The sequence below is a fragment of the uncultured Chitinophaga sp. genome (genome assembly GCF_902168175.1).
Taxonomy (GTDB): domain Bacteria; phylum Bacteroidota; class Bacteroidia; order Chitinophagales; family Chitinophagaceae; genus Chitinophaga.
This window is the reverse complement of the sequence record NZ_CABHOU010000092.1, coordinates 357,128-371,114: the sequence shown is the minus strand read 5'-3', so window position 1 is coordinate 371,114 and position 13,987 is coordinate 357,128. Positions and strand designations below refer to the sequence as shown.

Sequence of the window (13,987 nt, the reverse complement as noted above, 5' to 3'; positions counted from 1 at the left end):
TCGGCAAAACTACTAAAAACAAAGCGTCCCTTCCTGGTTGGGAAGGGACGCCTGTCAATAAGGTTTGATATTTTACAGTTTGATTTCTTCGTCGTTGGCGTCGAAGAACTTGTATTCAGTAAGGTGATAGTTCGAATCTGCGTGCAGTTTGATCCATTTTTTAAAGCGGAAGTACCATTTCCACTGGCGTGAACCGAGCCAGCCTTTTGTAAGGAAGGCATGCAGGATAGGGTGAATACGAATGGTAAGGCCCTGGTGCTGGTGGTTAAGCAGGTACTGCAGGTTCTTTTCGATATCCTCTACGATCAACATAGAAGCGCCGATTTTACCGGTGCCTTTACAGGCAGGACAATCTTCGGCCACCGAAATGGTTACCTCCGGTTTCACACGCTGGCGGGTGATCTGCATCAAACCAAACTTGGAAATGGGGAGGATCGTGTGTTTAGCACGGTCCTGCGACATAAACCTTTCCATATGTTCGTACACCGCTTTCTTATTTTCCGGCAGTTTCATATCGATGAAGTCGATGATGATAATGCCGCCAAGATCGCGGAGGCGTAGCTGGCGTGCTATTTCGGCTGCAGCTTCCAGGTTACTGGCCAAGGCATTTTGTTCCTGGTTGTTGCTGGAGCTTTTGTAACCGCTGTTCACGTCAATTACATGCAAAGCTTCCGTAGCCTCAATAATGAGGTACACACCACTATCCAGGTTTACTGTTTTACCAAACGAGGCCTTTACCTGGCGGGTAACGCCAAAACTATCGAAGATAGGCGCGCCGTTGTGGTAATAGGAAACGATGTCCTGCTTTTCCGGGGCGATTTTCTGAATGTAAGTTTTAGTGTCCGCGTAGATGTTTTTATCGTTCACCACGATGCGGTTAAAACTTTCATTGAGCAGATCGCGGAGGATGCTGGTCGTTTTGGTTTGTTCGCTCAGTATCTTTTGAGGAGGCTGTGCGTTGTGCAGGTTTGTCTGGATGTTTTTCCAGGTTTCCACCAGCGTCACCAGGTCTTCGTGCAGTTCAGCAGTTTTCTTTCCTTCGGCGGCGGTACGCACGATCACTCCAAAGTTCGGAGGTTTGATCGCTTCCACTATTTTCTGCAGTCGTTTTCTTTCCTCGGAAGAATGGATCTTTTTGGAAACGGCAACAATATCGTTAAACGGGGTTAGTACGATGAATCTGCCGGGGAGAGAAATTTCGCAACTGAGACGGGGGCCTTTGGAAGAGATGGGCTCTTTAAGAATTTGCACGAGGATATTAGGTTTACCGCCTAATACTTCAGTGATTTTACCGGTTTTGATGATTTCCGCTTCATTTTTGAATTTAGAGAAGTCGAAACCTTCCGGTGATTTGTCGCCGATGGCAAGTTGGGTAAACTTTAAGATAGAGCGAACATAGGGGCTGAGGTCGGTGTAGTGAAGGAACGCATCTTTTTCAAAACCGACGTCTACGAATGCGGCATTCAGTCCGGGGATCAGTTTCTTTACTTTTCCAAGGTAAAGGTCTCCTACCGCGAAGTTTGGGTTACCGCTCTCATGATGCAGCTCCACTAGTTTCTTATCTTCCAGCAATGCAATTTCAACACCAGACGGTGCTGCATTAATAATTAGTTCCTTATTCAAGGGTCCAAAATTTTAACCATTTAATACTTCACCTTTTATGTAAATGCCCGGGTTGAATAGCAGGATTTAGCCAATCACGTGATCGTTCAGCGTGATTGCCTGGCATTTTCACATAACGTGTGATGATAGATCGCTTAAGGGTTTAGTGATATATACAGGTCGTGTTCGGAAATTTTGCCGGCAGTTCAGTTTAAACAGCCTGCATGACTTCAGCAATTTAAGAATAATCGCTAAAATCATGCAGTATTGTATAAAAATTTCTTGTCGCGCCGCAAAAACATACCTGTTAGTATAAATGGCGGGAAACAGGAGTATTATTTCTTTTTCTTATGACGGTTCTTTCTCAGCCTTTTTTTCCTTTTATGTGTAGCAATTTTATGTCTTTTTCTTTTCTTTCCGCAAGGCATGCTAAATGAATTTTTAAATGTTTAATAATCAATTACTTAATACTCTTTATGTAATTGTCTATTTCAGCTCCAAGTTCCGGATCGCTAATCAGCGCACGGCATTGCTGGAATAGTTCAATTGCTTTTGCTTTGTCACCCTTGCTCCTGTATGCTTCGGCCAGTATAAACATGGCTTTGGCGTTATTCGGATTACGAGCCAGGAAGCCGTCCATACGCTCTATTGCTTTGTCGAACTGACCGGATGTGATGGCCATGTTCCCCAGCATGAGCTGTGCTTCGGCATTGTCCGGGTTGGCGGTTACGAGTTCACGTAATTTCGCTACGCCGGCCATTGGTTCGCCTGTTTCTACAAGAATGGTTGCCTGCAAGTACTTGAGTGAATCGGTTTGAGGAGGAGTAGAGAGCGCAATTGCCTTTTCGTACAATTCCACGGCCTGCTCGGCCTGCCATTTCATCACAGCAGCATCTTTTGCATGGCTATAATGTTTAAAAAATAAATTGGCTGCAAAGGTGAGGCTTTTTTCGGAATTTTCCAACTTGGCTGCTTCGCCGGCATAATAAGCAGCTACCGGCGTTTCATCGAGGCTCTCCCAAATCTCGTATAATTTGCGGTTAACAGCGATCTGCTGGGTCTTTACATCGCCTCTTACAACAGCATGTTCGAGGCTGTTGATCTCGGCCAGTTTATCGGCCGGGGCTTTTTCTTTCGCTTTCTGAAGCACGTCTTCAAATGAGGCCGCGGCCACCACAGGGGGTTGGCCGGGCATAACTTCACCTGCAGCCTTTTTGCTGGCCACAGGCACTGTACGTCCAAAAATGAACAAGGTAGCCACCAGTACGATGGCTCCGCCAATAAGAATCAGTTGAGATTTCTGCACCCTAAAATGTATTAGGATGCAAACTTAAGAACTTTTAAGTTTCTTTACTTCGGCAACAAACTCTTTTGATGGCTTGAACGCAGGAATGAAGTGTTCAGGGATCTCCACTGCCACGTTCTTTTTAATGTTACGGCCGATCTTCGCGGCGCGCTTCTTGGTGATAAAACTGCCAAAACCTCTAATGTAGATATGCTCGCCATTTGCTAACGCTTCTTTCACCTCCTTGAACATGGCCTCAAGAGTAACTAACACATCTACTTTGGGTATGCCGGTTTTTTCAGCAATGTTGTTTATTAAGTCAGCTTTTCTCATAATAGAGCGGAGGATTAGTACTTTAGTTTCAAAGATATTCAAAAAAATTTAATTGCTGAAGTTTCAAGCCGATAAAATTTAACATTTTTTCTTATGGATAACCACCACTGAAAATCTGTTTATTTGTGCTCTCATTCCAGCTTTTTTCCCTAAAAATCATCTTTTTAATGACAGATTGGGAACACGAATATATAGAAAATTTTGAATGTATAAAGATTTATTCTTGTGATTAGCCAAAAAGATTTTTTTTCGACCGCCCTTTTACGCTGGAATAAACTGGAAAACCGGCGCCAGATGCCGTGGAAAGGGGAAAAAGACCCTTACCGCATATGGCTTTCTGAAATTATTCTCCAGCAAACGCGCGTGGAACAGGGCTGGCCGTACTACGAACGTTTCACCAGCCAGTACCCAACCGTTATAAAACTCGCCGCAGCCGCGGACGAAGAGGTATTCCGTCTTTGGCAGGGGCTGGGGTATTATGCCCGTTGTAAGAATATGCTGGCCGCCGCGCGCGAAGTTGCCTCAGTGTATAACGGCAAATTTCCAGATACATATGAGGGTATTGTTTCACTTAAGGGCGTCGGCGCCTACACCGCAGCCGCCATCGCTTCATTTGCCTTCAATTTGCCTCACGCCGTACTCGACGGCAACGTTTACCGGGTGCTGGCCAGGTACTTTAATATAGATACGCCGATCGACAGCACCGCCGGCAAAAAGCTTTTTACTGCCCTGGCAGCCGAAATGCTTCCCGCCAAAGAACCTGCCACTTTTAACCAGTCGATCATGGATTTTGGTGCAGTGGTATGTAAACCGCAGTCGCCGGACTGCCCCCGGTGCCCGTTAAACAGTCATTGCGAAGCTTACAGTGTGGGAACCGTGGCCGAACTGCCGGTTAAAACAAAGAAACTCAAAATCAAAACCAGGTACTTTAACTACCTGTTCATGGAACACAAGGGCCATGTATACATCCGCAAACGCACCGGGAAAGATATATGGCAAAATCTACACGAGTTGGTGCTTTTAGAAACACCTGCCGAAACGGGTGTAGACGAACTAACCGCCTCGCCCGCCTTTGAAAAGCTGCTGGGCAAGGAAACTTATAAGATCACCCGGGTATCGCCCCTGCTGAAACAACAACTTACCCATCAAACCATTTATGCGCGGTTTATACACCTCAGGTTTGAGAAAGGCGTTCCCCAGCTTGACGACTGGATGGCCGTACCGCTGGATAAACTTCACCTGTACGCATTCCCGAAAACAATTATCAGCTACCTGCAAAGCGAGCAGCTTGCGCTGGACTAAATACTTTTATGGCCACCCTTCAGCGATCCCCGCGCTACCGCAAGGCCGCTGAAGGGTGCGGATCGCTCAATCCCAGCTTTCTCCCTGAATCGGCTTACGGTTAACTGCTCCTACTATACGTAAAAGCCGTTAACATGAATCCCTGCATTGTGTCGATCGCATGGACCTTGGGGATCGGGAAGCCTTTGGACTGACGTTTGAAAGTGTAGAGGGAGTATGGTGAAGCGGAGGATGAGCGGACGGTAAAGACGTGTTTTTGATCTGCGGGTGCGATTGCGACACCCCGCCTGATCCCCAGGATTTCCTTATCAACTGCCGCCTGAATGTGTAGAATAGGTGTGGCGAGCGTGTGGGGAAGCGGAGGGCAAGGCATGTTTTATACATCATGGGCATGATAGCGACAAACTATCATTCTTTAAGGAAATGCACACCTTTCTACTAAACAATTTCCGCCCGGCCAGCGGTTTGCCGTTAAAGGGAGTGACACAACGGGGGCTTAATAGAAAACTACTGCTTGCCCCCCCTGCATTATCACCTCACCAACAAGTACTGCCCTATCGCGAACGGCTGTTTTTAAGTGTGGCAGAGGATTGTGGCATTTGCACAGAATAAAGAACCACAGACTGTTTGGCACAAAAATTATAGTTAATGATTGGAAAAAAATATTAACTTTAGAAAGGTTGATTGATTACAGGAGGAATATTTAACAACAGATTAAAACCTACAATCATGAGAGGTGTCAATAAAGTGATTCTGATTGGCAATCTAGGCAGAGACCCCGACGTGCAATTCCTTGAAGGCAACATTGCCGTAGCCAAGTTCTCTCTCGCTACCACAGAAACATTTAAGGACAGGGCGGGAAAACTAATTTCCCAAACTGAATGGCATACGGTAGTCTTATGGAGAGGCCTGGCCGAACTGGCGCAGAAATACCTCCACAAAGGCAGTCTTGTATACATAGAAGGCCGTCTTCGGACCCGCAGCTGGGAAGATAAGGAAGGCAATAAGAAGTTTGCTACCGAAGTGGTGGGCGACAACTTAGTAATGCTTGACAAACGCATGGACGTCAGTAATGGTGAACATGCTATCCACCACCACCAGGGAACCACACCCGGCGGCACACCTGCCGGCGGCGAGGGCTATCCGGGCCTGGAGATACCGCCCATCAACGAACCGGCGGACGATCTGCCCTTTTAAGGGGTAAGACGGGCTCAACGTCATATTTCGCATTAATACATTCCATATATTTGCATGCGGGAAAGCGATTCAATCTAACAACCTGAATTACTTTCCCATTATTTTTGATTGTTTACCAAAGCGTTATCACTTGGCTCACCATCCGGCTAGCATTCATTTTTCGGAGACTATTCTATTACAGGAGCTCGCAACTCCACAACCTAATGTGGTGGTGTTCTTGCTGGTTATATTCCTGCTTTTGCTGCTATCCTTTATCGTATCCGGCGCCGAAGTGGCCTTCTTTTCCCTCAATTATAAGGACCTGAATGTGCTCAAAACCCGCCAGAACCAAAGCGGTAAACTGATCACAAAACTGCTGGAAAAGCCTAAATCCCTGCTCGCTTCGCTCCAGATTTCCAATATCGTACTTAATATCGCCTTCATCTTTATCACCAACTACCTGATAAACCAGATGGAAGCGCTGCAAAGCCTGGCTGTACTCTCAGCCGTGGTACGTATTGCGATCATCACCATCGTACTGCTGTTTTTTGGACAGATATTGCCAAGGGTATGGGCGGCACAGAACAATATCCGCTTTGCCACTTACTTTGCCTGGTTCGTAAACATTATCCACGCCACCCTGGAGCCTATCAGCGACTTCTTTGTGGGGCTGAGCGATGGTATTGAAAGCCGCCTGTTTCACCGTAACACCAAACCGGTAAACTACCAGGAAATAGACGAAGTAATAGCCATGAGCGTAGATCCGGACGCATCGCAGGAGGAAAAAAACATCGTTAAAGGGATTCTTAAATTTGGCAATATCGCCGTGAAGCAGATCATGCGCACGCGCCTGGACGTTAACGGCATTGAATACAACTCCACTTTCGACACCGTAGTTAAACAGGTGGCCGATCTTCATTATTCGCGCCTGCCCGTTTACAAAAACAACCTCGATACCATAGTGGGCGTAATTCATACCAAAGACCTGTTGCCGCACCTGGGTAAAACCAGCAATTTCGACTGGCATGAGGTAATGCGCCAGCCGTTTTTCGTACACGAACATAAACTGATCGAAGACCTGCTGAGCGAGTTTCAGACCCGCCACATGCACTTTGCCGTGGTGGTAGATGAATTTGGCGGCACTTCCGGTATTGTGACCCTGGAGGATATTATCGAAGAAGTGATCGGAGATATTAAGGACGAGTTTGACGAAGACGAGTTCAATTTTAATAAAGTAGATGACCGCACTTACGTTTTTGAAGGCAAAACCATGCTGAATGACGTTTGTCGCATTATGAACATTGCACCCGATACCTTTGAACTGGTAAAAGGCGAAAGCGACTCCCTCGGCGGCCTGCTGCTGGAGATTTCCGGTAAATTCCCGGAGGAGAACAGCGTGATCAGTTACGGTGCCTACGATTTTACCGTACTGGAAGTGAATAAAATGCGCATCCAGAAAATACAGGTGAGCATTAAATCCGGCATAGAAACAGAATAATTGTCAGTGAAAAGATACTATCCAATTTTAGCGGTAATGGTGCTGTTTTTAACAGCAACAGCCTGCCAGCAAACCTTTACTCCCAAACCGAGAGGTTACTTCGAAATCCCCCTTCCAAAGAAGGAATACAAGGTATTTGATGAACCGGGATACCCCTACACATTTGAATATCCTGCGTACGGGAAAATAGTGAAGGATACGGTGTTTTTTGACGCCAAACCCGAAAACCCCTACTGGATTAACCTCGAATTCCCGGACTTTAACAGCAAAATATACCTGAGCTACAAGACCATTGGAGGGGCCAACAGCATAGAGCAGCTGGTGAACGATGCCTTCAGGCTTACGTATAAACATACTTATAAAGCAGAGTTTATTAACGAAAGGTCGATAGAAACGCCCAACAATGTGTTCGGGTTGTTTTACGACGTGGGCGGTAATGCGGCCTCCGCCAAACAGTTTTTTGCAACAGACTCAACCAGGCACTTTCTGCGCGGGGCCTTGTATTTCTACGCTGCACCCAACGCCGACAGCCTGGCTCCAGTTATCCGGTTTTTACAGGAAGATATGGAGCATCTTGCTGGAACGCTTAAATGGCGGTAACTTTGTGTTATGATAGTGATTGACGACAAATACATCAGCGACGATGTAGTGGAAAAGAACTTCGTTTGCAATCTCACTGCCTGTAAAGGTGAGTGCTGTGTTGCAGGCGATTGCGGCGCCCCCCTGGACGAGTGGGAACTGGAATCATTAAAGACTATTTTCCCGAAGATCAAATCCTACCTGCGCCCCGATGGCCTGAAGGAAATTGAAAAAACGGGCCTTTATACAATTGACGACGAACATGGCTACGTTACCCCAACGGTAAATAAAGGCATTTGCGCCTATGCACACATCGACGAACAGGGTGTAGTGGGTTGCGCAATAGAAAAAGCATATAACGACGGTGTAGTGGATTACAAGAAGCCTGTTTCCTGTCACCTGTACCCCATAAGAGTTACCAAGTACGAGAGTTTTGAAGCCCTTAATTACGATCGCTGGGACATTTGTAAAGCCGCCTGCAAAAACGGCAATAAACTTAAGGTCCCTGTATACCGTTTCCTCAAAGATGCGATCACCCGTAAATATGGCACGGAATTTTATGAAGTGCTGGACAAGATTGCTACCAAGCAATACGAGAGTGAAATGTAGGAGTTACAGCTGCTTGTAAATCAACGCTGTTGCTACATGAAAGTTCTCTATCTTTACGCATCGATACTACCCAAACAATATGAATAAGACGGCAAGCACTTTTTTGGAGAAGAGTGAGGTGAAAGCTGCAGACCTCAAACATCGCAGCACCATCAACTTCAACATCGGAAAGTACAATGCGGCGGTGAAAAATGGTAAACACCAGTTTGCCGAACTGCCCATGGCACGTGAGCGCGCGAAGAACATCAAGTGGAGAGCCATCGAAAACCTGGATAAATATCTCGAGGATTTCGAGATGAACTTTATAAAGCGTGGAGGCAAAGTACTATGGGCCGAAACGACCGAACAGGCGCAGCAGGAAATCCTGAACATCTGCCGTGAAAAGAACTGTAAAACGGTGGTGAAGAGTAAATCGATGGCCACCGAAGAAATCCATCTCAATCATTTCCTGGAGCAGAACGGCATAGAAAGCGTGGAAACGGACCTGGGCGAATACATCCAACAACTGGATGGAGAACCGCCTTACCATATCGTTACGCCGGCTATGCACAAAAGTAAAGAAGACGTGGCCCGTTTGTTTGCCGAAAAACTCGGCACCGACCCATCTCTCACACCCGAACAGTTAACCCTGGTAGCACGCGAAAAGCTGCGGCAGAAATACGTTCAGGCCGAAGTAGGTGTTACCGGCGCCAACTTTATCATCCCGGAAATAGGTGGTATCGCGGTTACTGAAAACGAGGGTAATGCCCGTTTAACTACTGCTTTTCCTAAAACTCATATTGTTATCGTGGGCATTGAGAAAGTATTGCCTGCAATGACCGACCTGGCGCTGTTGTGGCCTTTGCTGGCTACTTTTGGTACCGGCCAGAAAGTAACTTCTTATAACACCATCTTTACCGGTCCACGCCAGGAAGGCGAAACCGATGGTCCGGAAGAGATGTATGTGATATTGCTGGATAACGGCCGTACGAACATCCTTAATGATGTAGAAGCCCGCGAGGCGCTTTACTGTATCCGCTGCGGCTCCTGCCTTAACGCCTGCCCTGTATATAAAAATGTAGGCGGTCATTCCTACGGCACCACGTACAGCGGACCGATAGGCGCAGTTATTACTCCACACCTGCGTGGTATGGACGAATACGTGCATCTTAGTTTTGCTTCCTCACTTTGCGGCAACTGTACCGAAGTTTGCCCCGTACGTATCAACCTGCACGAGTTATTACTCCACAACCGTAGTAAAGCGGTAGATGAAAATCATACGTCCGGCGGCGAAAAGCTGGGATGGTATGGTTGGAAACAAGCCTGTCTGAGTCGGAAAATGATGAACATTGCGGGTGGCAGGATTAAAAACCTGGTAGTGGGTAGATTGTTTGGTAAAGCATGGGGCAGCGATCGCGAGATGCCTGTATTTGCAGCCAAATCATTTAACCAGCTCTGGAAAGAGCGGAAAAAGTAACTACTCCTTCGCTTCGGCGGTTTTACGGCGGAAAGGGACAAACACCTTCACCCTCACCTTCTTCTTCGATTTAGAGGCCGGCAGCCATTTAGGGCCATCCTTGATAACCCTGATAGCCTCGGCGTGGGCTATTTTGTTAATGTCTTTTGGCGCGTGTAAGCTTCGCTCTATCTTAAACTGGCCAATAGTGCCATCGGAATTAACATCGAATGAAACTTCCACGCTGTCGTCTACATTCGCCTGGCTCATTTGGGTAGTGTACCGGACGTTATTGGCGAGATAGTCATTAAACTCCTCAAAACCATCTTCTGGCTCGGCGGCTACTTTTGCCCTGCTGAGCGCTTTCTTCCTAGCTCCATACCCAACTACTACCACGTCGTTCAGTGCAGCGGCATTCTCGTTCAGACTAATACTCAGGTTATTTTGCTGCGGATTTATCTTCAGATCTTTCGGGTTGTAACCAATACCAGCCAGGGTGAGATCCGACTGCCTGCTGCTATCGAGCTTAAGCGAGAATCGGCCCTGTTCGTCAGTAAGTGCCCAGTTATTAGATCCTTTTTCCCTGACGGACACGCCGGGCAGCGGGATTTTGTTCATATCTGTTACAACTCCCCGTACATTACGTTTAAGAGGTAGCGGAGCCGGAACGCTGCTGGCTGCTGCTACGCCAGTTGCCTTGTCTTCCAGCACCCCCAGATATCCTCTTCCTGGTTTGGCTGTCAAAGAATCGCCAGCGGTTTTTGCGGACAGGGACAGATTTTTATTTTTGTAGAGAAACGAGTCAGCCTTCGCCCCGTCAACAGAGAAGGCGAAAGCCTTGTTATAGGCAAGCGAATCTCTACGCACATCCATCGCCACCGCTCTCATTTTTGCGTGTTCGAGGCGATGTTCTTCTTTCGCCGCCTGTTTTTCCTTTAGCATGGCCACAAGATCCTGTTTGTCTGCCTCTGCTTCACTAACGGCTACCTCTGTAACTGGTACATTAGCCACTGTAGCACCCTGCACGGCATCTGCCCGGGTAGCCGGAGGAGTCTTAAACGTAGTCACGGGAGCGGCTTCTGATTCCGCTGCAGGAGGTACATTATTGGTTAGATCTTCCGGAACAGCACTCCCTGCTGCGGCAGTATCTGGTTTAAATTGTTTATTTACTGCCAGGGGACTGCGTTCCTTGGCCGGGTTCATGAACATGTATAGGCCGGTAGAGATGAAAATGAGCATGGCAGCCGCTGCCGCCCAGTAATAGTTTAGGCGGCGTACTTTAGGCGCGGCTTTACCCGACACCCTTTGCGACAAACGAGCCTGTAGGTCTTGCAGGTGATGACCCGCCGCGGCTTCAGGAGCTTCGGCAAATCCGTCCAGTGCCTCTGCCAGGAATGGATCGTCGAGCGCCTGTTTTTCCAGGGCGTGCATTGTTTTATCATCCAGTTTACCTTCGAGGTACAACCGGATGAGTTCTGCAGTGGGCTCCATATGTTTGTGCTGTTCTGTCATTTCACACCTCCTTCTGCTTTAAGTGCCTGTTTATCCATGCACAGCTTCAGGTTCCTTTTGCCGTTTTGTATATAGCTTTTTACTTTTTTGATGTCATACCCGGTCAATTCTTCCACCTCGCGGTAGCTCTTTTCCTGGAGATAAAACAGGTCTACGCTCCTTTTTTGCTCTTCCGGCAGCGTATCGAGGCATTTCTCCATAACCTGCAGGTTCTTCTCAAGACTGAGGCCATTTCCCTGTTCATGATGTAAATTTTCCCCGGTTTCCATAAGTGGTCTGTCCTCCATAGAAACCTCGAGTCCCTCGCGGGTTTTGGCGGAGCGAAGTTTCATGAGGCAGTGGTTACGGGTAAGGACGTGCAACCAGCTCTTGAAGTTCTGCACTTCGTGCTGTTTCAATTTTACGATCAGTTCCTCGAAAATTAGCATTACTTCGTCTTTTGCCGGTTCGGGGTCGAGATATTTGAGGCATACGCCATATACAAGGTCCATGTAACGCTGGTACAGTGCCGCCAGGGTGTCCAGATGGCCGTTGGCCTTGTACTCCCTGATCAATACTGCATCATCGGCCTCTGGCCTCATATGTTGGCGCAAAAAATTCATCTGTCTGTGGCAATAGTATAAAATTTCCGGTAATATTTGTGCAAAATGGGCAGGAAGATGGGCGATTTGCGAATCTCAGTTGGTTGGGGAATAACCATAAGGAGGATACAACGCCAGCCTGATTCTGCAATTCGGTATAATGCATCTCTAACTGGCTGGTCAACAGCAGCCGGCTACTTCTGCCACCTGTGCCTCATGGGCAGGGAGGCGCTTACCAACTTCGCGTAGTGCATGTTTGACATCTCTGTTTCCTACACCTGCGGTTTGCAATAAATCTTATCTCGGATATTAAACGTGGAATTATGGTAGTGATAGATTTGCAAAAGAGCGGCAATGCGCTGCACCGCCAGGAAAATTTGGAAAGCATGTTAAGAGTTCCAACTAGCTTGAAGAATGGTTAAGCTGTCGAAGGAGGTTAATCCCGCACCCGGTCGAAAACAAACTGGCCAGGAACCACAGGATCTCAGCAGCCGGTAACCGGCTAAGCTGTAATCCCGTGCCTCCCGGCCAGTCATATCATTACTAACGTCGGTTAGTGGCGGAAGTGGCGCATGCCTGTTACCACCATTGCCATACCGTGCTGTTTGCAATATTCAATTGAATCGTTGTCGCGGATAGAACCTCCTGGCTGAATTACAGCAGTAATACCAGCTTCATCTGCGATGCGTACACAGTCGTCAAACGGGAAGAACGCGTCCGATGCCATTACTGCACCTTTCAGTTCGAACTGGAACTGGTGGGCTTTCTCGATCGCGTGCCTTAATGCGTCGATCCTGGAAGTCTGGCCACAGCCTTTACCTACCAGCTGGCGATCTTTAACAAGAGCGATGGCATTTGATTTCAGGTGCTTACAAATGATATTGGCAAACTCCAGGTCAGATTTCTGTGCTTCGGTTGACGGAGCGGCTCCCACCTCTTTCCATTCGATGTGGCTGCCTTCGTCGTTCTGCTGCACCAGTACGCCGTTCAATACGTTTTTGTACATGTATTTAGCCTGTACCGGTTGCTTTTGCTGCAACAGGATGCGGTTTTTCTTGCCCTGCAGAATTTCAAGTGCATCGGCTTCAAAACCGGGTGCGATCAGGATTTCAAAGAAGATTTCAGTGATCGCTTTTGCAGTTGTTGCATCCACCACTTTGTTACAAACCAGTACACCACCGAAAGCACTTTCTTTATCTCCCTGTAATGCAGCATGCCATGCCTCTTCCAGTGTTGGACGAGATGCAACGCCACATACGTTTGTATGTTTGATTACGGCAAAAGTCGTTTCTGAGAATTCATTGATCAGCTGAAGAGCAGCGTCTACGTCTACCAGGTTATTATAGGAAAGTTCCTTACCATGTAACTTATCAAACAATTCGCTGAGGTTACCATAAAAAACACCCTGCTGATGTGGATTTTCGCCATAGCGTAACACCTGGCCCTGCGGAGCCGATACCTGGAAGTAAGCAGAAGGCTCGTTGTTCAGGAAATAACCAGAGATGGCTACGTCGTAATGCGCGCATACTTCAAAAGCTTTAGCCGCAAAACTCCTGCGTTGTTCGATGGTAGTAGCACCATTGCCATCTGTAAGCACCTGCTCCAGGTCGGCATACTGGTCTTTCGACGCCACGATCACTACGTCCTTAAAATTTTTACCTGCAGCGCGGATCAGGGATACGCCACCAATATCGATCTTCTCAATAATAGTCTGTTCTTCTTTGGTGCTTTTTACCGTTTCTTCAAAGGGATACAGGTCTACGATTACCAGGTCGATTTCAGGAATCTCGTACTGCTTCAATTGTTCGAGGTCCTGACCGTTTTCGCGACGGGCGAGGATACCACCGAATACTTTCGGATGAAGGGTTTTAACCCTGCCCCCGAGGATAGAAGGATAGGCGGTAAGATCTTCAACCGCTACGCATTTCACACCCTGCGCTTCAATAAATTGCTGAGTTCCGCCTGTGGAATAGATAGTTACGCCTTGCTCACCGAGCTTCTTAACAATATTCTCCAGGTTGTCTTTATAGAAAACGGAGATCAATGCAGATTTAATTTGCTTTTGCATGAATGGA

Annotated in this window: 12 protein-coding genes; 6 read left to right on the top strand and 6 right to left on the bottom strand. The window is 47.4% G+C overall.

Features of this window, described 5'->3' with window-relative positions; translation table 11 throughout:
* Window positions 1-72: 72 nt before the first annotated feature.
* From QZT80_RS20835 to QZT80_RS20825, 3 genes are all read right to left on the bottom strand, one after another.
* Entirely contained in the window at window positions 73-1,623 is a 1,551-nt protein-coding gene (locus QZT80_RS20835; protein WP_295126695.1) for an Rne/Rng family ribonuclease, read from the bottom strand.
* A gap of 439 nt (window positions 1,624-2,062) precedes the next feature.
* Window positions 2,063-2,908 carry a tetratricopeptide repeat protein gene (locus QZT80_RS20830; protein ID WP_295126693.1) on the bottom strand — a complete coding sequence of 282 codons (846 nt, stop codon included), beginning with the start codon at window positions 2,906-2,908 and terminating at the stop codon, window positions 2,063-2,065.
* Between the two features lie 24 nt (window positions 2,909-2,932).
* Window positions 2,933-3,220 (bottom strand): HU family DNA-binding protein, encoded by a 288-nt coding sequence (locus QZT80_RS20825; protein ID WP_073084475.1) that lies wholly within the window; start codon window positions 3,218-3,220, stop codon window positions 2,933-2,935.
* Between the two features lie 225 nt (window positions 3,221-3,445).
* Between QZT80_RS20825 and mutY the strand changes: the two genes are divergently transcribed.
* The 6 genes from mutY to QZT80_RS20795 all read left to right on the top strand — a co-directional run bounded on the left by mutY (window position 3,446) and on the right by QZT80_RS20795 (window position 9,840).
* Complete coding sequence (mutY, locus tag QZT80_RS20820) at window positions 3,446-4,522, top strand: A/G-specific adenine glycosylase (RefSeq protein WP_295126678.1); 1,077 nt, start codon at window positions 3,446-3,448, stop codon at window positions 4,520-4,522.
* A 729-nt stretch (window positions 4,523-5,251) separates the two neighbouring features.
* Window positions 5,252-5,719 carry a single-stranded DNA-binding protein gene (locus QZT80_RS20815; RefSeq protein WP_295126675.1) on the top strand — a complete coding sequence of 156 codons (468 nt, stop codon included), beginning with the start codon at window positions 5,252-5,254 and terminating at the stop codon, window positions 5,717-5,719.
* Between the two features lie 205 nt (window positions 5,720-5,924).
* Window positions 5,925-7,196, top strand: a complete 1,272-nt coding sequence (gene gldE / locus QZT80_RS20810; RefSeq protein ID WP_367112885.1) for a gliding motility-associated protein GldE — start codon at window positions 5,925-5,927, stop codon at window positions 7,194-7,196.
* A gap of 36 nt (window positions 7,197-7,232) precedes the next feature.
* Window positions 7,233-7,796, top strand: coding sequence for a gliding motility lipoprotein GldD (gene gldD, locus QZT80_RS20805; RefSeq protein ID WP_295126670.1), 564 nt, complete (start codon window positions 7,233-7,235; stop codon window positions 7,794-7,796).
* A 9-nt stretch (window positions 7,797-7,805) separates the two neighbouring features.
* A complete protein-coding gene (locus QZT80_RS20800) occupies window positions 7,806-8,384 on the top strand; it encodes a DUF3109 family protein (protein ID WP_295126667.1) in 579 nt (192 codons plus the stop codon).
* A gap of 79 nt (window positions 8,385-8,463) precedes the next feature.
* Window positions 8,464-9,840, top strand: a complete 1,377-nt coding sequence (locus tag QZT80_RS20795) for a LutB/LldF family L-lactate oxidation iron-sulfur protein (protein ID WP_295126664.1) — start codon at window positions 8,464-8,466, stop codon at window positions 9,838-9,840.
* Here the strand turns inward: QZT80_RS20795 and QZT80_RS20790 are convergent, their stop codons facing one another.
* The 3 genes from QZT80_RS20790 to purH form a co-directional block, all read right to left on the bottom strand.
* Window positions 9,841-11,331, bottom strand: a complete 1,491-nt coding sequence (locus QZT80_RS20790; RefSeq protein ID WP_295126662.1) for a carboxypeptidase-like regulatory domain-containing protein — start codon at window positions 11,329-11,331, stop codon at window positions 9,841-9,843. It lies immediately after the preceding gene.
* Window positions 11,328-11,912, bottom strand: coding sequence for a sigma-70 family RNA polymerase sigma factor (locus QZT80_RS20785; protein WP_295126659.1), 585 nt, complete (start codon window positions 11,910-11,912; stop codon window positions 11,328-11,330). The genes QZT80_RS20790 and QZT80_RS20785 overlap by 4 nt, the downstream gene beginning before the upstream one ends.
* A gap of 553 nt (window positions 11,913-12,465) precedes the next feature.
* Complete coding sequence (gene purH, locus QZT80_RS20780; RefSeq protein ID WP_295126656.1) at window positions 12,466-13,980, bottom strand: bifunctional phosphoribosylaminoimidazolecarboxamide formyltransferase/IMP cyclohydrolase; 1,515 nt, start codon at window positions 13,978-13,980, stop codon at window positions 12,466-12,468.
* Window positions 13,981-13,987: the final 7 nt, after the last annotated feature.

What these genes read in the sequence shown, in the direction of transcription:
- QZT80_RS20790 (WP_295126662.1), bottom strand. Translation starts at nt 11,331, where the DNA reads ATGACAGAACAGCACAAACATATGGAGCCCACTGCAGAACTCATCCGG.
- QZT80_RS20785 (WP_295126659.1), bottom strand. Translation starts at nt 11,912, where the DNA reads ATGAGGCCAGAGGCCGATGATGCAGTATTGATCAGGGAGTACAAGGCC.
- gldD (WP_295126670.1), top strand. Translation starts at nt 7,233, where the DNA reads ATGGTGCTGTTTTTAACAGCAACAGCCTGCCAGCAAACCTTTACTCCC.
- QZT80_RS20815 (WP_295126675.1), top strand. Translation starts at nt 5,252, where the DNA reads ATGAGAGGTGTCAATAAAGTGATTCTGATTGGCAATCTAGGCAGAGAC.
- QZT80_RS20795 (WP_295126664.1), top strand. Translation starts at nt 8,464, where the DNA reads ATGAATAAGACGGCAAGCACTTTTTTGGAGAAGAGTGAGGTGAAAGCT.
- purH (WP_295126656.1), bottom strand. Translation starts at nt 13,980, where the DNA reads ATGCAAAAGCAAATTAAATCTGCATTGATCTCCGTTTTCTATAAAGAC.
- QZT80_RS20825 (WP_073084475.1), bottom strand. Translation starts at nt 3,220, where the DNA reads ATGAGAAAAGCTGACTTAATAAACAACATTGCTGAAAAAACCGGCATA.
- QZT80_RS20800 (WP_295126667.1), top strand. Translation starts at nt 7,806, where the DNA reads ATGATAGTGATTGACGACAAATACATCAGCGACGATGTAGTGGAAAAG.